The organism is Pseudomonas zeae, from assembly GCF_014268485.2.
Classification (GTDB): Bacteria; Pseudomonadota; Gammaproteobacteria; order Pseudomonadales; family Pseudomonadaceae; genus Aquipseudomonas; species Aquipseudomonas neuropathica.
The window spans coordinates 3,433,138-3,451,582 of sequence record NZ_CP077090.1 but is presented as its reverse complement, the minus strand read 5'-3'; the positions used below and the strand labels follow the sequence as shown (position 1 = coordinate 3,451,582).

Sequence of the window (18,445 nt, the reverse complement as noted above, 5' to 3'; positions counted from 1 at the left end):
TATCAATACGAGATAGGATTCACAGCGCCAAAGCGTCGTTGTAAATTTAGTGCCATGCTTCTGACTGTCGCTCTGCCAAAGGTAGGTTTCGATCTCGGTCAATGTCTTCCCGTAACCGACGGTTCGCGGCATGTCATTAATCCGATCCACTATGACTGACATTTCAACGGGGACGTCATGCTCGAAACTCTACGCGAACAGCTTAAGCCGACATCAAAGATGCGTGTCTACAATGCTGTGTCTGAGGCAGGAATAGACGTAGGCGATTGGCATAACAATTCCTCTAGCAGGTCACCGGCACAGAATCCAACATACTGCTATCGATGGGCGTTTGAGGGGAACGATCGTGTACTTCTTTGTCTCTGGTATGACGAGTTGGATTTTTTGAACAGTGGTATCCAATACATCGGAAATTTAAGGGCTGAGTACAGTACATATGATGAAAGAGCCAATGATCAGCGCACCCCATCGCTCAGGCAGCGATTGAAAATCTGGGCTTCTAGAGCGCTGCAGATGGATGAAGTTATCAAAATAGCTCATTGGAAAGGATGTACGATCCGAGTGGCATTGATCAAAAGCAAAAGTCCTGTTCGGCAAGATGATGAACGTGCATCTGCTGACTATAGATTGTTGGATCCAGAGCCATGGCATCTCGTGATGTACGAAATGGAAACGGGGTCATTCCTACTGCGTCGTGGCGCTAAACCTTCAAGCGAAGCCAGCGAGCCTAAGGCAATAGACGTTGTGGGCGCAGCAGGATCATTGGCCGACGCCCAAGCATTTCCGGAGATCACAATCGACTCATACGGTGTAGGTGTAGCTGATCAATTTACTGGAAATGAGCATCCCGATCGCGAGGCGCTTTCCAAATTTGTCTGGGTGCGAAATGCAAAAGTCAGGCAAAGCGTACTGGCGCGCTCTAAGGGGTGTTGTGAGTACTGTGGGCGGATTGGTTTTCGCAAAACTAACGGTGATATCTATCTCGAAACTCATCATGTTGTGTCGCTGAGTGAAGTGGGCGCAGATACTCCTGAAAATGTCATTGCCTTATGCCCTGAGCACCATAGAGAAGCCCATTATGGTATTGAACGTGAGGTACTGAAGACTCTATTTATACAGAAGCTTGCTGGCCTAAGCATCTGATACTCGAGTGAAACTAAAAAATTTATTTCTGGCCGGGAAATTCTCTGACGTATTAGCATGTTCTCACTATGGCTTCTAGAGCCGAAGATCAAGGTGACAAGGTGCGCTGCAATCCTGCGAAGATCGCAACCTTGGATCACTATAATCCTCACAGTGACGGCGTAAAGTGTTGATCTTGCGTTAATGTTGAGGACAGCGCCCGTTTCGATTGCTCAATAGGACATTAAGTATGGAAGCCTCCGCTCAATTGGCAGCCCTTCACACGGGTGCCGCTTTTATTTCGCTTGGCCGTTACACGAAGACCTTCGATATGTTCAAAGTGATGGGCGTGAGCTCCAAGGAGCTGGTTCATTCTAACATTCTTGCGGCATTACTATGCGAGGAAGAGACCCATGGCATGGGTTCATTATTTAGAGATGCCTATGTGTATTCTCTTGCCCATATGCCATGCAGCGGAAAGGCGCTTACATTGGAGGTTCTTGATAGGGCTAGAGGCGCCAGGGCAAACATTGCCAGGGAGTTAGCCCACATCGATATTTTGCTCGACTACCCGGATCTACGTCTTGTCATCGCGATTGAAAATAAGATTTGGGCTGCGGATCGAAAAAACCAAGTCGCACGCTATCAAAAAACGTTATCTGATCTGTACCCACACTATGCGTATAAGGCTCTTGTCTACCTGACGCCGAAGGGCAGGGGGTCTCCAACTCAAGATCCAGAATCCAGTGTACCGGTTTATAACCAATCCTATGGTCAGTTAGCCCGGCTCCTTCGTCAGCAACAAATTCATGCCACAGCAACGGCGTCGTACTTTATAGATCAATTCACCTCCCATGTGGAAAAGACAATGTCAGGAAACTCTGAGCTGAATGAACTTTGCTGGAATGTGTTCCAAGAAAGCGAAGACGCTTATGCGCATCTGGTGGATCACTATCAATACTGCAAAACTCGTAAGCTGACTGAGCTATTTGCTCGCTTGCGTGAGCGCCTTGCCACTGATTGCCTATTTGAACCGTTTAAGAGCGAAATGGTAGTCAAGTTCGCATCTAATCCAGACAAGCAAAAATACGATTTGGATATACGGCTACGCAGTTGGCCTGAAGGCGTATGGGTAAAGGTCTACAAGCACACTTGGTTTGGGGTGTTTCCATTCTTTCGCGCAGATGATCTTGAGCATCTGATATCACGGCTGCCCTCATTCACTCAACCCGCTTATGCCGTTCATGATTGGGAAGGCCTGTACTTTGCATCCACTCGCTTCTTCATCAAGAAGCAGCGGTGCGTATTGGAAGAGGGAGATCGTGTGACAGACGCTCATATTGATGAGGTGCTGACGCGCGTAAATGACTGCGTAGTGGAAATAAATGGTGTGTTGAACAGCCTAAAAATCAGTGGCTATTAAAGGCAGTAACAAGCTAAAACATTTTCTCCGGTTCGGATGCGTTGCGAAACACCTTAAGATCGAATCAAACGCCCCACTTTTATCAATTGGCAAAGGACGAGCAAGAACATGGCGCTGTTCATTCAGAAACCCATCTTTTGGAACACTAACCAGTACCTTGCGCCTTCCGGGGTCCTTGGAACAAGTGGCTTCCCTGAAGCAAACGGATACGGCCATGAGGAGTGGAATAACTCTTCAAAAATGGTCCTTTCGCGTGGAAAGAATCGTTTTAGAGTGTTTCATACAGAGGGGCTGGGCGCGGCACCAGTTGACCAAAACGCGGGGCAGACATTCGTGTTTTTGACGACGTCGCATGACCGCGTTCAACAGTTAGTTGGCATCGCAGGGAATGCAGTCGGTCTGTTCGATGACCATCATCTTGCTCAGCGTGAAGAAATTGTTCGCGAGTTATCGCTGGGTGAGCTTTGGGAGGACGCCTGGAATGTTGAAAATGTCCGAAAGCGGTTCGCTGGTAACCAGAAGAAATTCCTGAAAGCTTGGGAGAGGGACCTGCACTGGATTCCAAACTGGATCTGCCCAGAGGATTATTTCTGGTGGTTTGAAAAGCCAATTACTCTGGATCCCAGGATGATCACGGGAAAGGAGAGGTTGCTTGGAATGTACAGTACCTACACCGATCTGGATCTTCCGACGGTAGGGCGAATTCTGGACGCCATACCTGCAGCCCAGCGACATGAAAAATGGGATCGCCTGATTGACGCCATTCAATGTGCTCCTTCCGAGCCATTGCCGGCCGAGGACATCAACGAGGGAAGTGAACCCATCACAGAGGTGCTTACTCGAGTTAATGCCCGACGCGGACAGGGTAGGTTTCGTGAGGACCTGATGCAGATTTGGGGCGGCGCTTGCTCTGTAACGGGGTTGGCGTGCAGGGAGGTTCTTCGTGCTTCACATGTGAAACCTTGGATCGACTCTACTGCCAAACAACGCCTTGACCGCCACAACGGCCTTCTATTGTCTGCGAATTTAGACGCTTTGTTTGATAAGGGGCTGATCACATTCGATAGCTTGGGCCAAATGCACGTTTCAAAACGTCTTGATGGAAAACACAGGGAGGCTCTAGGCCTGCCGAAGGCGCTACGTTTTGTCCCGAAGGAACTTGTGCCTTACCTGAAATACCATGAGGAAGAAGTCTTTCAAGATAGCAGAAGCTGGATCACCTAGTGATTAACGTCGTTGCTCGTGACGGGCTGAACGCGGAGATGGGGTCTCGAATTTGCCCGATTTAGCGAAGCGCTTCACGCGACTGAATCGTAATCGAGAACTCCAGTGATCTGCAGCTAATCTGACTGGCAGCGAAAATTTGATCGCAGTTGGGGCTGCAAAGAACGCCAACCGGCGTTAACATGATGTCAAAATGTCATTGTTCTCATGAGCATAGTCAGGTACGACGATTGACGATCCATAGCCAATACACGTGCGCCATTGAAGGCAGTCTACGTGTGCATGTCCCAGTTCGGCTTTATGAGCTAACACTCAAGCACCGCCTACTTGACCAGTTGGGTGGTTTTTCGCATTTGATTTTGGAAGCGCTCGATGTGATGCCTGACAGGGGTATCGAGTGGGTTTTAGAACGGACAGCCCTCAATCCCCAGCAACTGCATCCTATTATTCGCCGACTCGAAGGGCTTGGGTTGGTGGAGAATTTCAATCTGACAGCTCGCGCCAAGCCTCTTCTCAAGGCTAAGCGGTTGCTGCATGCGCAAACAAAATACCTGTGGCTCGACGGAGACTACAGGCGCCACTCGTTTTGCGGAGTACACACGCTGGAGACGTCAGAGCTGAATGACGAAACTGAGTTTGTGATTCGGCCATGGCATCGTGGGGAAGGTAAGCCACGTTTATGGCCGAGCAGTGACTGGGGGGAGGATTGTGAGCGGCAGAAAAACCGAATCTGGGATGTTCCCGAGCAGTATCTGCCGGTCGCTTTCGAGAGTTTCAACGAATGTTTTCGAGACCAGAAATTTGTCAGGTCAGACTGGGCTCTGTCCGTATGGGTGGCAGCGGAAATATCACACAACGTCCGTGCTATTGAAGTTGAACTCAGAACTGACTCTTTGCGTCATGCGAGACCCAACGATTTCATGTTTGCTAGCCCAGTCGTTTGCCTTTCGACTCGATTCAATATGCCCGAAGGCGCGCCTGAGCATCTGAGCAGTTTGCTCCCCGCTAACCATTGCAGGTTCACCACGTTTGTTGATCACGATGATGAGTCTGTAGGAGAGCTTGAGCTTACTGATGATCCCAAAGCTTCCTGGGTGTGGCCAGTCGTCGAGCGAGCGACCAAAGACCGAGTCATCGAGCACCTCTTCCAAGAGCTGGCGTTGGCTGAGGAAAACGTCTCATCGGTTTTCAATCGTCACCATGCCCTAGAGGAGCGTTGGCAGCACCTAGGCTTCAACTGGGCAATGATTCAAGAAAGCCTGAATTTAGATGGCGTGTATCCGATTGAGGATGATCAATGAAGGTCGTTGATGTGTTCGCCAATATGGCTGAGCAAATGGTGGATGACGCCCAGGTTCGCCGTTACGGAACCATTTTGCTCACGCAAGGCGCAAGAGGACTGGGGAAGCTGAATCCCACGGCCGTGTGGGTTGACGCTGCAATCGCCGTCCTCGAGGCGACAGCCAGCTACCTGCGTTTCTGCGCGGCTCGTGAGGTCACAGCACAGCTGAGGGAATTCAACAAAACACTTGAGGCAACGCTCGCACAAGACCTGCGCATTGGGGAAAAGCAACTCCAACAGCTGCAGCGCGAACGCTCTGGTCGTAAAGAACAGATCGCTCAGATGTTGAAGCACTCCAATCAACAAAAATCGTTGACCCTCAAGAAAGTTCGCCAGCAACTCGATTCCTTGAAACGAGTGCATGTGCTGCTTCAAAAGGAACGACAGGACCTAGGTAATTTCCAGCAGTTGATCGGCCTACAGGTATGCCTTGATCAGTGCATTGACGCGACGTTGGCATTACTGCTCACCCCAACCGGAGAGAACGCATGAAAGCTCCTCGCAAACCTTCGCCCCCCAAACCCACTCCTGGCAAATCCGCTCCTAAAAAAGGAGGAGGTGGAGGTGGATTCAATGTGAATCAAGCGATGCAGATGGCCAACACATCGATTGATGCATTCAAGTCGTTTGTTGATTACAAGAAAGAAGAAGAAGTTACCAAACGGACCGTGATTGAAGGGCAGCGACAAATTCTGCTTGGGGAGCAGCAGCTGAAAGAAGCCGAGCTCGAGGATGATCAACACAAGCGCGATCATTGGGCAAGAATGCAAGAGCTTTCAAACCAGAGCCGAGAGGCCGATCAGCAGTACGACATAGCAATGACCACGCTCGAGACTAAGGCAGATAGAGAGGACCGGGTACTCAAGCAGCTCGAGTCTGGAAAAATCACGGCAGAGGACGCTGCCATGTTGCTAGGTGGCGGACAGGAGTAAGTTTATGGCAGCTCCACTCTTTGTCGGTATTGGCGTTGCGATTTTTGCGGTTGCTAAAGTCTTCAGTTGGCTAGCTAACAGCATGACTGAGGAAGAAGAGCGAAAACATGCGCAGGAACACGCCCGTACGGACGAGATTCGACGCCGGGCTGCTGCCGCTCAGGCACGTCAAGAGCAAAGGGCGTGGGAAGAATATCGGGAGATGGTTCTTGAGCACGTTCAACTTTTACGTAGAGTGATCCGGGAAAACCGCGAGGCGATAGTTGGCATTCCAGAGGAGCTGAGTAAGCTCGAGCAAATGGTTGCCCGGGAAATTTCTGATAAGACCTCCAGCCCCTACCGTAAGTCAGCACTTCGTCGAGAGTACGCACGTGTCGAAGATGCTGTAGTACGCATGAAAGAGTACGAGCGCTATCTGACATTCGCGGAGAATGAAGTCGACGCCTTGCTTGTGGGTGAACATTACGCGCTGCTGCTAGCGCTTGACCCGGCAGACAAGCTTCTTCCTCTGGAATGGCTTTACCCAGGAAAGCTCGTATTGGTGGCGATGGAAGAAATTAGTAGGCCACTCCCGCGCTTCGGGCATCGAATTTCGTTCGGTACTGACGACGTGTCTCAAAAGGCGTTAGCACTGCCGTTTAATGATGAGATACCCGTACTGATCAAGTCTGCTACCAAGTGGGACAATGGATCCTTCTATGGCTGTGTCGCCCGAGGTGCGCTCTACTATAACCACATCATTACCGGTGAACCCGTACCTTTCATTGTTGAACGAAAGCAAAAGCAATCGATGATCGGGACGTTGTTTGATGGTCTGATCCGCGCCACGCTTCCTGTGAGCCAGCTAAAGCATCCTGGCGTGCGACTGCTCTCTGGCCAGAAGATCTTGGTGCATCCGACGCAGTACGATCTGTGTCTGCTACGTAATCCATTTGAGCAAGGACGCACCCATATAGAGGTCAGCGAGTTCAACTATCGCGCTCGTGGTGTTCAGTCCTATCAGCAGCTTTATTTGACCGTAGATGAGAAGTATCTAGAGGGTGTGACCGACCAACAGTTTTTCGAAGAGGACGAGCCTTGGACACTTCTCGGCTACTCTAGCGCGACGGGAATGATTTCTCTGGGCAAAGCTTCAGTGAGGGTGGAGTGTGCGCCAACGACCAATTTTAGCTTGCTCGAAGTCCATCAGGTTATTCAGACGGGGACTCTGCAGATTGGCCTCGATACCCCATTCCGGTTCACGCTTCTAAATCAGAAGCTTGCGGCGATGTCGCAGGTTGGTTGGCGAAGCGGTGTAGAAGAGTTCCTTCGCTTCTGCTCTCAAACTGCAATGGATATGAAAGACTCACCTGAGCGCTTGGCTCACAGTCGTTTCTACCAGCGCTGGGAGCAGGTCATCGCGTATCAACGCAGCCAGGAAGAAGTTTCGGCACTGGATTTTTCAGCAAGCATGCTCCTTGTTCAGGAAGACGATGTGCTTGTACTCCAACGAGACAGTCTCCCTCCGTCAGATCACGAGGCTTTCGAAGGCTTAGCCGAGAAGCTTCGCGAGGTACTGTCAGACAAAAACTTCCTCAATCCTGACCACTGTGTCCGACTCTTGCTATGGGATGCAGACCGTTGTGAGTTTGTGCCTGCTGTCTCCCGCGATCGCCGCCGGCGTCCTTTGTACATCTGCACTAAGAGCAGTATTAGCATCGAGAGCGCTTTCTCGTTGCCAGAAGAGCCAAATGCAATGCTGCGTTTGGTTGTCACTGTACCCAGTGCAGCACTCAAGCGTCAGGCGCAAGCGTTAGAAGACTTTTTCAACGATCAACTGGTTAATCCAGCGCTCAAGAGCATCTTGCTTGCGCCAGAGCATTATCTCGCCGAACCGGCAGAACGGAGTAGGGACATAGCGTGGTCCGGGCCTCTGGATGAGAGTCAGAAACGAGTAGTGGAGTTAGCGCTGAGTGAGCGAAATATCGCGTTGATTCAGGGGCCACCTGGCGCTGGTAAGACAACGGCTATTGTTGAGATTTTGTATCAGCTTTACCGTCAGCGCTCTGATCTTCGAATTCTCGTGGTATCGCAACAAAACTCTGCGGTGGACAACGCCCTGGAGAAGTTTCTCGCCGAACATGCCCATGGCTTCGATCACGCGATTCGCACTATTCGGATAGGTAATCCTGAGAAGATGAGTAGCGTCATCAAACCGCTAGGATTCGACAGTCAATTCAGTGAATACCTTACAGATCTCGAAGATCTCGCAATCGCCGGCGCAGTCAGCCTACCGGATAATGAAGCCGCGTTGTGCCACATGTGGCTTTCCTCGATCAAGCAAGCCTCACAGTCGCGCGCCAACCAGGACGAATTTTTTATTACGCTCTTGGCCGACCGCAACCTGGTCGGTGCCACCTGTGTGGGCTTGGCTACGAACAAGGGAGGTATAGATCAACTCCAGTTCGACGTAGCAATCATTGATGAGGCGGGCAGAGCCACCATCCCGGAAATCCTCATTCCCATCTTGCGATCGAACAAGGTGATTCTTGTAGGCGATCACTACCAGCTTCCACCAAGCATTGCTCCGTTGCTCCGAGAGGATGAAGCCGTAGAAGAACTTGGGTTCTTACGTGAAAATTTCTTGGATACCAGCTTCTTTGAATTGATGTTTGAGCGCCTTCCGCCACAGTGCCGCGAGACGTTGAGTTTGCAGTATCGAATGGCTCCGGCGATCGGAGATTTGGTGGCAGAACTCTTCTACATGCGTGAAGGTAAACGCGTGCTTCACAATGGCCGAGATAACGCGTATTTCGAGGAGCGATACGTACTTGAAAAATCTATCTACTGGGTTGACGTGAAAGGGCGTCAATCTCAGCCGAAAGGTTCGCAAAGCAAGGAAAATCGGGAGGAGGCGAAGGAGATAACTCAGTTTTTGGCTAATCTTGCAGAGAGTACAACGAGGCCTATTTCGGTGGCTGTCATTACGCCGTATGGAGCGCAGAAAGAATGTGTGCGTGCGAGCTTGCGCAAGATTGGATGGGTGGAAGGGAAGCTTGGTGAATTGTCGATAGCTGTTGATACCGTGGATGCGTTTCAGGGGAGTGAGGCGGACATCGTTTGTTATTCCACTGTTCGCACAGAAGGGAATCTTAACTTTATCCTCGACCGGAAACGGCTCAATGTGGCTTGTTCTAGAGCGAAGCTTCACCTTCTGTTTTTTGGTCATCGTGACTTTCTTCGACGTTGGAGTTCAAAGAAAGGTGCTGAAGAGAACTTGTTTCCGAGGTTAATGCAGCATGCTTGGAATGTTCCTGTAGCTTATGCGGATGTCGGATTATACGTCCATGGTATGAAGGTTGGGAAAGTTAAGGAAGTGTAAATGGGTACTTTACTAGATTTGGCTAGCCCAAGCTTAACGGCAATGACGCCTGAACAACAATTGCAGGCAGCGCTTTCAAAATATTCGTGTCAGCACATCATGTATCCTCCATTTTTGGAGCGAAGAAAAACTTTGCCAGATTTAAATTGGAAATCGGTACCGTTCAGTGCAGAGTCGAGATCGAACGTTCCTAGATTTAGAGGCGTATACGCGTTTGCAGTCGCTCTTAGCGACAGCAAGTTGCCGACAAATAGCCATATATTGTACGTTGGAAAAGCGGGTGATATTAGTTCTGAAAACACACTATGGCGGCGTTACTATGACTATATTGTTACGGAGAGGAAAAACGATAGGCCGAGAATTCATGAAATGCTTCGGCAATGGCAAGGTCATTTAGTCTATCACTATGCAATCATAGATGACTCCATGGGCACTGCTGAAATTGAACGGACATTACTTGATATACTGGTGCCGCCATATAATCGAGGTGACTTTTCACCGGAGCTGGCCAGCTTGTTAAAAGGAGCAAATATACTATGACTCAACGACTGCTTTTGCCATGTCTTCGAGGTGCTATCGGTAATTGGGTAACCTATACATGCTTGATGCGACTTTCTGATATAAAAGATCTAATTTCATTTGCTGATGATCTTCATAAAAATAAAAATTTATCGCAGCTGATTCAGCGTCAGTTAAAGAAAGAGAGAAAAAAAGAAATTGGCGATTATCTTCTTAACGACGAGGAGGCTTTTTTCAATTCTTTGGTTGTTGCTGTTTACGAGGGTGAACCTCGATGGCATCAGTTTGATAAGATCGCAAGTAATACTCTCGGCATCGAGGATTTTGAGGCGCCAGATTATGCTTTGGAGAGCATGGGTTATTTGAGTCTAAGTCGGGAAGAGAAAATATTCGCACTAGATGGGCAGCATCGTTTGGCAGGCATACAATATGCGTTAGAAAAGGACGAAGACATAGGCAGGCAACAAATTTCAGTGATTTTTCTGGCTCATTTTAATAATGCTGCAGGACTGAAAAGAACGAGGCGTTTATTTACAACATTAAACAAAAGGGCTAAGCCTGTAAATAAGGATGCCATAATTTCGCTTGACGAAGATGATATATGCGCCTGCGCCACTCGTTACTTAGTTGAAGAGTCTAAGTTTTTCGAAGGTGACAAGCTGAAGTATCAAGCGACAAATAACATAGGATATGCAGACAACAAAAATCTTACAACGATAGGGAATTTGTATGACCTGGTCAAAGTTATAATAAAAGAGGGTTGTGGCTTGTCACCGAAAGAGATTGATAATTACAGAGGAGGGGAGGAAGAAAGAGCGAGGTATTTTGATCTGGTTGAAAGTATTTTTTCTTACATGTTTTCAACTATTCCATGTTTGGTGGCGTTTGATGAGGCTAAAAGCGATGCTTCGCGCGAACAGGTTATAGTCTTGCATCGAAATAAAGAGAGTGGGGGGCATTTTCTTTTTAGACCTGCTGGTCTTAAAATCTATCTGCAGGCAATGTGTAAATACGCAAAGCTAAACAAGTCGTTAAGCTTCGAAGATGCCTGCTTCAAATTCATAGAGAAAACACATGAGGTAGATCTTTGGCTAGAGTCGGGTTTCTTAAGGGATGTGATATGGGATTCGTCGAAGAAAACTATTATGGTGATCAAAGCAGACACGCGGAGGTATCTGATAATGGAGCTAGTGACTTACGCGATTAAGAACTAATTGTATCGAGTGCCAAGAAACGCTTTCAAACATGAGTTGAATGATGTGTGTATTACATTTTTTGTCTGCATTCTGTATTTCTTGAGGCGGAGCTGTGTGATTTATATCATTAAATGCAAGGAGAGTTCCCTTATAAGGTCGTTTGACTGTGATTGCCGAGTTCTGTCCTCGTCCAGGCTTGTGGTCAATGAAAATTATTTTGAGGTGAGGTATGACTGACTTTGAATTAAAATTGATCGATGAGCATTGTGCGGCTGTCGTTGAGCTGTTCGTCTACGGTATGGAGTATGGATGCGATGAAGAGTGGTTGGCGGGGATATCAATGTTGGGAGTCGCCTCTGGAATCGAGAGTGTCAACTATAGTCGCGCTCGATTTGATACTACGTTAGGTTATTGTGAGTCAGCAGATGAATTTTCTCATCACCAAGAAATCTTGGAAAATAAACTTGTAGCATCTTTATGTAGATTTAATTTTATATGGTCAGCGGTTGAATCCATCATTGATGTAGCTATACCTCGAAAACTTTTGACCAAGCCTGCAGGAAAAATCAATAACGCTTGTTATTTTCTAAAGTATCACTCGTTTTTGAGTGTCGGCTTTTCCTCATATATATGCTGCCTGAATAAACTAAAAGCCCTAATGCTTTCCAGCTCTCAATATGGCGAGTTCGTTAAAAGCAATAATTTCGGCGAGCATATATCTCTAGCGGGACAAGGTTTACTTATAGCTTATAAGCTGCGCAATAGATTGGTTCACGGTTCACTGGGGCTGCCAACTACTATGCAAGAGGACGAAGCTCATATTGATAACGAAATCGTAGAGCTTTGTAGTAGATTGGTTTTGTATACAATTCAAATGTTAATTGCCGTGCACTATAGAGTCTTGATTCCAACAGTGAGCTGGGATTTTGAAGAGTTCGATATTCAGCTAGCGTTTACACACGTCCAATATAGTCAAGGGCTGGACATTCTGAAGGGCAGAATGCAATTGGATTTGGCGTTAGACTAACAAGTCTTTATTCTAATGCGCGTAATTTCGATAAGGGTATCAAAGAGAAACTCTAGCGACGTTAGATCTAAGAGGGCTCGCCATAGTGATGTTGGTGCTTAAGTTGATTTGTATCTTGTTGCGAACCGCAAATTACACTACTGATTAATTTAGTATTAAGTCGAATTGAAGATGGCGGGCATATCCGGTTGGCTTCTATATACTTGGCGCTTTTAGTTCTGTCATTGCATGTGCAATAATCAAACCTAAGAGTTTTTTCTCTGGCATTTTTTAGTGAAATCAAAAAAGCCGTTGTAAAGCTGTAAGCGTCCTGGGAACACACCTTCCGAACTCCAGCTTTAAGGACGATGGTGTCCGCGTATTTTTAAGCGGACGCGATAGCCCTTAACGTCAGGATTTCCATGCGCCAACGAAGCTCTTATCCGAAACCCTTCAAGGCCCAGGTTGTTCAGGAATGCCTGCAACCGGGCGCAACGCTATCCAGCGTCGCCATCAGCCACGGCATCAACGCCAACGTGATCCGCAAATGGCTGCCGCTTTACCGAGAACAGCCGCCAGTGGCTTTACCGGCTTTTGTTCCTTTGAGAGCCGCCCCCAAACGGCCAGAGGAAGCGTCGGCGACTATCGAGCTGCCCCTTGGCGAACAATCAATAATAGTGAAGTGGCCCACTTCCGACCCTGAAGGCTGTGCCCTTTTTGTCCGTGGACTCACGCAATGATCCGCATCGACGCCATCTGGCTCGCCACCGAGCCCATGGATATGCGCGCCGGCACTGAAACAGCGCTGGCCAGGGTGATCGCGGTGTTCTGTGCGGCGAAGCCGCATTGCGCCTATTTGTTTGCCAATCGCCGCGCCACTCGCATGAAAGTGCTGGTGCATGACGGGATTGGCGTCTGGCTGGCCGCTCGCCGTTTGAACCAGGGCAAGTTCCACTGGCCAGGCATCCGACAGGGCTGCGAAATGGAGCTGGATACCGAGCAACTTCAGGCTTTGATACTCGGACTGCCTTGGCAACGCGTTGGAGCGGGCGGTGCAATCACAATCCTTTAAAAGGCTGTTATTAACGCCTCAGCGTGCTGCCGCATGCGATCTGCTTTGGTAAAATCCAAGGCATGACTTCTTCGCCCAACCTCGATCAAATGCCCCCCGATCAACTGCGCGCACTCGCTGCGCAGTTGCTGGCGCAGGTCGACACGATGGGCAAGAAGATCCATCGGATCTAGACCGTAAACGAACAGCTCACTCACGAAATCGCAGTGCTCAAACGGCATAAATTCACCAAGCGCAGCGAGCAACTGAACCCTGACCAAGGCAGCTTGCTGGACGACCTGCTCGACACTGATATCGCGGCCATCGAAGCCGAGTTGAAAGCGGTCAACCCGCCGGCGGCGCCGGCCGAACCGCGCCAGCAACCCAAGCGCTCGCCTTTGCCGCCGCAGTTTCCACGCACTGTGATCCGTCACGAACCCGAGAACACCCAGTGCGCATGTGGCTGCCAGCTTCAGCGCGTCGGCGAAGACGTCAGCGAGAAGCTCGATTACACGCCGGGCGTGTTCACAGTCGAGCAGCACATACGTGGAAAGTGGATCTGCCGCGAGTGCGAAACACTGATTCAGGCACCAGTACCGGCCCAGGTAATCGACAAGGGCATCCCGACCGCAGGCCTACTGGCGCATGTGATGGTGGCGAAGTTCGCCGACCACTTGCCGCTGTATCGGCAGGAGAAAATCTTTGGCCGCGCTGGCCTGATGATCGCCCGCTCGACGCTGGCGCAGTGGGTTGGACAAACCGGTGTCCAACTCCAACCCTTGGTCGATGCTCTGCGCGAAGCAGTGCTGGCCGAGGGCGTCATCCACGCCGATGAGACGCCGGTTCAGATGCTTGCGCAAGGAGAAAAGAAAACCCACCGAGCGTATGTTTGGGCCTACAGCACCACACCGTTTTCGGCACTCAAGGCCGTGGTTTATGACTTCAGCCCAAGCCGTGCCGGTGAGCATGCGCGTAACTTCCTCGGTTCCTGGAACGGTAAGCTGGTGTGCGACGACTTCGCTGGCTACAAGGCCGGTTTCGAGAAAGGCATGACCGAAATTGGCTGCATGGCTCACGCCCGCCGCAAGTTTTTTGATCTGCATGGGGCAAACAAAAGTCAGCTGGCCGAACAGGCGCTGTACTCGATTGGCGGCTTGTACGAAGTTAAACGCCAGGCGCGAGACATGAGTGATGAGGATCGTTGGTGGATACGCCAGGAAAAGGCAGCACCGATCATCAAAGCTTTGCATGAGTGGATTCTGGCTCAACGTGATCTTGTGCCCAACGGCTCGGCAACGGCCAAGGCCTTGGATTACAGCCTTAAACGCTGGGTAGCGCTGACGCGCTACCTGGACGACGGGGCTGTACCCATAGACAACAACCAGGTAGAGAATCAGATCCGGCCGTGCGCGCTTGGACGCTCGAACTGGTTGTTTGCTGGATCGTTACGCAGCGGAAAACGGTCGGCGGCGATCATGAGTTTGATTCAGTCTGCGCGACTGAATGGGCATGATCCGTATGCTTATTTGAAGGACGTTCTCACGCGCCTGCCGACGCAGCGGGCGAGTGAGATCGAGCATTTGCTGCCGCATCGGTGGAGGCTGGCGTGAGTCGCGTCGAACGGCTGACGAACGCTTATCGAAAGAGGATTATCGTTTGCTTTCTGGCAAAGCCTTAGCAATCGCTGCTTCAAGCATCGGCTTGGCCGTGTCATGCAGGAGCTGGCCGTGAGCACCTACAACATGGTCGAAGTCTAGCCTCAGAAGCCTCTCGAAGTCGGCAACAAGGCTGCCTCCTTTCGGCGTGACGCGTTTCAGCCATGGGCCGCCAATCAGTAACGTCAGCTTGAACCCCATCACTTGAAGCTCGCATCTAGTAAGGAAAGTCGTGTAACTCCACTCTGCCCAATACTGGACGCTATCCGTAGCGATGAGCAGTTTCAGGTTCCTCAGCAAAAGGCACGCCTCAGGGTACTTGGCCGCTTCATATACAAAGAACTCTGCGTCAGGCATCGGAGGTGTCGTTCCGGCGCTGATCACATGGCTGCCAATAGGCAGTTTGTAGGTCTCAGGTCTAGCTTGGCACCAAAACTCTGCGTGATATCGGTCAACGTAAAACCGGTCGTCTAGACCATGAAAATCACCGAGACGCAGGACATGGCGAACGTTACCTAACTCTTCCAACTGACTAAGCGCGGCGTCGCACAGACGCACCGGGGTGATGAGGGTCAGCTCATCGCCACTTTTGATAATTACCATGTTTCGGTTCATGCGCATTCCAGGGCCGATCCTGATGCTGCCATGGACTAGATACACGTTGTGGAAAATAGGAGTAATTGGGTCATGGGAAACGCGGGTGGGTACACTGACTATTCCTTGTGAGGTGATCCTTGCTCATGCTTGGGAATCCTTAATAGCCCGAGCGTGAAGCCCGTACCTTACCCTGAGAAGTTCAGCTACTCCACAGTTGACCGTGTCAGCACGCATCACAGACCTTTCTCAGCGCACATCGATGCTTTCGCTGGATGGTTACTCCGTTAAGCAATGCAAGGTGCGTTGGCCGGACGCTTACTATCTTCCCGCAGAGGTGACTGCTGGATACATCCTTTAGGTCATTACACATCTCAATCGGATCATAATAAATTTACGATCTGATTCACCTCCGCGGAATCAGCACAGCATCTCCGCCAAGAGTCTTTGTACTCTGTAAAATTTAAATCCTCATGGCAGTTCCATTGATTCAGCATGCCTACACACGCCCAACCCGTTGACTGGGTGCTGAATCTATTATAGAAAAGATAGCTAGCCACTACGCCATTAAGTTCGCGATTTTCAGAGTTCCTTTCAAGTTCTTCAATGTTGCTAGCGAGCCACGAAGTAAATGTATCTCGACTTTCAGGCATATAACCGCTCAGCGAGCTAAGAGATTCAACATATTCTTTTATGCTAGCGGCATAGTTGTATCTAGACATACTCGCTTTATTCCACTGCTCACTCAGCTCAATCAAAACTACAATCGAGCACATCTCGCACAAACTTTCTTCAAACCATTTGTGTTTGTGACCTTTCGAGTCAGCGTAGTTGCTGTGGAGATGGCATAATTCATGTGCGAGCTGATAAACGATCTGGCACCAACTCAGACCAGACTGTGCGCAGAGATGCACTTGATAGCATCCATCCTTCATATCATAACAGGCAAGAGGGTTTGTGGCATCTGGGTAATTGGTAATCGATACTGGGCTACAAAGTTTTTTGCCAAATAATTCCTCTACTATATCAAAAACAATATTTATCAATTCCTTTGTGATTTCGATATCTGCACCTGGCCATTGGCCTAAAAGATAAAATCGCACTGCCGGTTTTACTTCCTTAGTGTTCATGCTCAATTCACCCTTGTGTTCATAACGCCTTAGTTGTAACTAATGATTTGTCAAATGCAAACTATAGAATCATAGTTGATGTTTTTCCGATGGCGAAATAAGAATACCATCATTTTAGCTGCAGCAATAGAAGCCGCCAAGAGTACGAATACTCTCGGTGGCGTGATTCAATAACGTAATAGAGCTATTAGCTCTTCTGTATGATCATATTTATCCAACTAATATCCCCGCGACCTGCTGAATCTGACGTTGTCCATGATTTGATGATACTGGAATTTGTCAAGGTCGAGACGATTTCATGAAGATCTGACTTAGTAAAATAACTAAACAACCTTCCGTCATTAAGTCGAGTTTGACCTTCACCTTCCTTGAGCGAAATGTATAGGTAACCTCCCGATTTTAGAGCCTTGAGAATTGCTTTCAAAGTGTTAACGAATAACGCCTTTTGGATATGCACTAAAGAAGCGCATGCCCAAATTCCATCGTAGCTATCGATGAAGTTTATGTCTTCAGCCGCCATATTGAAGATGGTGGCGTTAGTTTTGGATCTGGCGATTGCGGCCATTTTCCTTGAAGGCTCAATGCCATCAACTAAAAAACCTAGGTTCTGAAAATGTTTGATATCCCGCCCTGTACCACAGCCGACATCAAGAATTTTTGCACCAACATTTAACATGCTTGCGAAGCTATTCCACTGATCTGTAAGTTCAAGCTGAAATGTTTTTAAATCATAGGGTTTTGCGAAGCTGTCATAGTACTCTATGGTTTGAGGGTCTGCTTTCATGGAGTTCAAAATTATCCCTTCTCAATAGGATTAGCTTGATTTTCCCATACTTCGATCTGGGCATTTATCTCGTCATAGTCCTTCTTTGCTAAATCGTAGATTTGGCGAGGGAATACGGCGGTATACAATCTAGTGGGCTCAGATTGTCTCGTTTTTTTTGCCTGGGCATAAGCATCCTTTAAAGCACGCAAGTGGGCCAAGTAAGTACCGAGACATCCACTTAACTCTAAATTTTTGGGGTTTGCAAGGCCGGATGAGCGCTCAATTAGCGCAGAGAGCTGCTCACCTACCTCAATGATTACCAAGACCTGGGGGAGTGAAGCTCTTATATGTTTGCCTAAGTAAGGTAGGTCTTCTATTAATCTAAAGGGGGTGGCAGTGCCTGCTGTAAAAATATGGAGTGCTTTCTTTGGTCGGGGCTCCATTATATTTGTTCTGTACTTATAGCGAGAGCCGTCAAATTTCTGAAGCTGATCATGTAACTGGGAGCTAAGCTCTTTGCTTTGGGCTAAAAGAACTAATAGTGGGCCATAAAAATCGTTATTTTGTTTGCTTCTATATTCAAAGATTTTTTGTTTTACTTCAAATGAGAACTTTTCCTTGCGCTCCTTAAGATTATGAGAGAGTTGACTTCTGTGAAGAAAAAAATTGATACCGCCGCCAATCAAAATGCCTAGAAAACCAAATATTGCCGGATACAATTTTTCAAATGTGGTTTGTTTTAGCGTCTCAATTCTTTTTATTATTTCGTCATTTGTACGTGAAATCGAATCCAATTTATCCACAAGGATGTGCTGAGGTTGGATAGAGATCTCTTTAGCTTTAAATTCTTCAGTTGAAGAAGGGGCTTCAAGCGGCTGAGGTGATGCAGATGGTTGCTGTGACTCAGCGTTTTGAAACTGAGTGCTCAAGGGCTTTGATTCAGTTAACTGAATCGCAGTAGGTAACGGTTTTGATTCTGCTGACTGGGCACCAGGAGGGCTATTAACCGAAGGCGAAAGCTCGTCAGCTAGCAATGGGGTGCTCATGATCGAGAGAGAAAAGAATATCCGACAGTAAAATTTCATGGTGACCGGCTCAATTTGCACGAGCAGATATTAAGCCAT

General features: G+C 48.6%; 16 protein-coding genes and 1 pseudogene. 13 read left to right on the top strand and 4 right to left on the bottom strand.

The features are described 5' to 3' along the window. Window positions 1–177 precede the first annotated feature (177 nt). The 13 genes and pseudogenes from HU754_RS15070 to tnpC all read left to right on the top strand — a co-directional run bounded on the left by HU754_RS15070 (window position 178) and on the right by tnpC (window position 14,786). The gene (locus HU754_RS15070; protein ID WP_186623170.1) at window positions 178–1,143 is read left to right on the top strand and encodes an HNH endonuclease; all 966 of its coding nucleotides are present in this window, start codon (window positions 178–180) and stop codon (window positions 1,141–1,143) included. Between the two features lie 229 nt (window positions 1,144–1,372). Beyond that, on the top strand, window positions 1,373–2,545 hold the full coding sequence (locus HU754_RS15065) for a PDDEXK-like family protein (RefSeq protein ID WP_186623168.1): 1,173 nt from the start codon (window positions 1,373–1,375) through the stop codon (window positions 2,543–2,545). Window positions 2,546–2,653: 108 nt separating this feature from the next. Next, a complete protein-coding gene (locus HU754_RS15060) occupies window positions 2,654–3,769 on the top strand; it encodes an HNH endonuclease (RefSeq protein ID WP_186623166.1) in 1,116 nt (371 codons plus the stop codon). Between the two features lie 230 nt (window positions 3,770–3,999). After that, window positions 4,000–5,070, top strand: coding sequence for a hypothetical protein (locus tag HU754_RS15055; RefSeq protein ID WP_186623164.1), 1,071 nt, complete (start codon window positions 4,000–4,002; stop codon window positions 5,068–5,070). Further along, the gene (locus tag HU754_RS15050) at window positions 5,067–5,603 is read left to right on the top strand and encodes a hypothetical protein (RefSeq protein WP_186623155.1); all 537 of its coding nucleotides are present in this window, start codon (window positions 5,067–5,069) and stop codon (window positions 5,601–5,603) included. Before HU754_RS15055 ends, HU754_RS15050 begins: the two co-directional genes overlap by 4 nt. Next, on the top strand, window positions 5,600–6,043 hold the full coding sequence (locus HU754_RS15045) for a hypothetical protein (RefSeq protein WP_186623153.1): 444 nt from the start codon (window positions 5,600–5,602) through the stop codon (window positions 6,041–6,043). The genes HU754_RS15050 and HU754_RS15045 overlap by 4 nt, the downstream gene beginning before the upstream one ends. A 4-nt stretch (window positions 6,044–6,047) precedes the next feature. After that, the gene (locus HU754_RS15040) at window positions 6,048–9,404 is read left to right on the top strand and encodes a DEAD/DEAH box helicase (protein ID WP_186623150.1); all 3,357 of its coding nucleotides are present in this window, start codon (window positions 6,048–6,050) and stop codon (window positions 9,402–9,404) included. Further along, entirely contained in the window at window positions 9,405–9,944 is a 540-nt protein-coding gene (locus HU754_RS15035) for a hypothetical protein (RefSeq protein ID WP_186623148.1), read from the top strand. After that, window positions 9,941–11,137: a DGQHR domain-containing protein gene (locus tag HU754_RS15030; protein WP_186623146.1), complete on the top strand. Its 1,197-nt coding sequence runs from the start codon at window positions 9,941–9,943 to the stop codon at window positions 11,135–11,137. Before HU754_RS15035 ends, HU754_RS15030 begins: the two co-directional genes overlap by 4 nt. 211 nt (window positions 11,138–11,348) lie before the next feature. After that, window positions 11,349–12,146, top strand: coding sequence for a hypothetical protein (locus HU754_RS15025; RefSeq protein WP_186623144.1), 798 nt, complete (start codon window positions 11,349–11,351; stop codon window positions 12,144–12,146). A gap of 401 nt (window positions 12,147–12,547) precedes the next feature. Continuing rightward, window positions 12,548–12,865 (top strand): IS66-like element accessory protein TnpA, encoded by a 318-nt coding sequence (gene tnpA, locus HU754_RS15020; protein WP_186623142.1) that lies wholly within the window; start codon window positions 12,548–12,550, stop codon window positions 12,863–12,865. Next, window positions 12,862–13,197: an IS66 family insertion sequence element accessory protein TnpB gene (gene tnpB / locus HU754_RS29445; protein WP_186623140.1), complete on the top strand. Its 336-nt coding sequence runs from the start codon at window positions 12,862–12,864 to the stop codon at window positions 13,195–13,197. Before tnpA ends, tnpB begins: the two co-directional genes overlap by 4 nt. A gap of 62 nt (window positions 13,198–13,259) precedes the next feature. Beyond that, window positions 13,260–14,786, top strand: a pseudogene (gene tnpC, locus HU754_RS15010) (IS66 family transposase). Window positions 14,787–14,825: 39 nt separating this feature from the next. Here tnpC and HU754_RS15005 read toward each other — a convergent pair. The 4 genes from HU754_RS15005 to HU754_RS14990 all read right to left on the bottom strand — a co-directional run bounded on the left by HU754_RS15005 (window position 14,826) and on the right by HU754_RS14990 (window position 18,406). Then, the gene (locus HU754_RS15005) at window positions 14,826–15,434 is read right to left on the bottom strand and encodes a hypothetical protein (protein ID WP_225919905.1); all 609 of its coding nucleotides are present in this window, start codon (window positions 15,432–15,434) and stop codon (window positions 14,826–14,828) included. Between the two features lie 374 nt (window positions 15,435–15,808). After that, the gene (locus tag HU754_RS15000) at window positions 15,809–16,555 is read right to left on the bottom strand and encodes a hypothetical protein (protein ID WP_186623138.1); all 747 of its coding nucleotides are present in this window, start codon (window positions 16,553–16,555) and stop codon (window positions 15,809–15,811) included. Between the two features lie 187 nt (window positions 16,556–16,742). After that, window positions 16,743–17,339 (bottom strand): class I SAM-dependent DNA methyltransferase, encoded by a 597-nt coding sequence (locus HU754_RS14995; RefSeq protein ID WP_186623136.1) that lies wholly within the window; start codon window positions 17,337–17,339, stop codon window positions 16,743–16,745. 11 nt (window positions 17,340–17,350) lie between these two features. After that, window positions 17,351–18,406 carry a hypothetical protein gene (locus HU754_RS14990; protein WP_186623134.1) on the bottom strand — a complete coding sequence of 352 codons (1,056 nt, stop codon included), beginning with the start codon at window positions 18,404–18,406 and terminating at the stop codon, window positions 17,351–17,353. Between the last annotated feature and the right edge of the window lie 39 nt (window positions 18,407–18,445).

Excerpts from the sequence above, each read along its gene's own strand:
- HU754_RS15035 (WP_186623148.1), top strand. The coding sequence starts at position 9,405 with ATGGGTACTTTACTAGATTTGGCTAGCCCAAGCTTAACGGCAATGACG.
- HU754_RS15070 (WP_186623170.1), top strand. The coding sequence starts at position 178 with ATGCTCGAAACTCTACGCGAACAGCTTAAGCCGACATCAAAGATGCGT.
- HU754_RS15025 (WP_186623144.1), top strand. The coding sequence starts at position 11,349 with ATGACTGACTTTGAATTAAAATTGATCGATGAGCATTGTGCGGCTGTC.
- HU754_RS14995 (WP_186623136.1), bottom strand. The coding sequence starts at position 17,339 with ATGAAAGCAGACCCTCAAACCATAGAGTACTATGACAGCTTCGCAAAA.
- tnpA (WP_186623142.1), top strand. The coding sequence starts at position 12,548 with ATGCGCCAACGAAGCTCTTATCCGAAACCCTTCAAGGCCCAGGTTGTT.
- HU754_RS15045 (WP_186623153.1), top strand. The coding sequence starts at position 5,600 with ATGAAAGCTCCTCGCAAACCTTCGCCCCCCAAACCCACTCCTGGCAAA.
- HU754_RS14990 (WP_186623134.1), bottom strand. The coding sequence starts at position 18,406 with ATGAAATTTTACTGTCGGATATTCTTTTCTCTCTCGATCATGAGCACC.
- HU754_RS15005 (WP_225919905.1), bottom strand. The coding sequence starts at position 15,434 with ATGGTAATTATCAAAAGTGGCGATGAGCTGACCCTCATCACCCCGGTG.
- tnpB (WP_186623140.1), top strand. The coding sequence starts at position 12,862 with ATGATCCGCATCGACGCCATCTGGCTCGCCACCGAGCCCATGGATATG.
- HU754_RS15065 (WP_186623168.1), top strand. The coding sequence starts at position 1,373 with ATGGAAGCCTCCGCTCAATTGGCAGCCCTTCACACGGGTGCCGCTTTT.
- HU754_RS15040 (WP_186623150.1), top strand. The coding sequence starts at position 6,048 with ATGGCAGCTCCACTCTTTGTCGGTATTGGCGTTGCGATTTTTGCGGTT.
- HU754_RS15000 (WP_186623138.1), bottom strand. The coding sequence starts at position 16,555 with ATGAACACTAAGGAAGTAAAACCGGCAGTGCGATTTTATCTTTTAGGC.
- HU754_RS15030 (WP_186623146.1), top strand. The coding sequence starts at position 9,941 with ATGACTCAACGACTGCTTTTGCCATGTCTTCGAGGTGCTATCGGTAAT.
- HU754_RS15060 (WP_186623166.1), top strand. The coding sequence starts at position 2,654 with ATGGCGCTGTTCATTCAGAAACCCATCTTTTGGAACACTAACCAGTAC.
- HU754_RS15050 (WP_186623155.1), top strand. The coding sequence starts at position 5,067 with ATGAAGGTCGTTGATGTGTTCGCCAATATGGCTGAGCAAATGGTGGAT.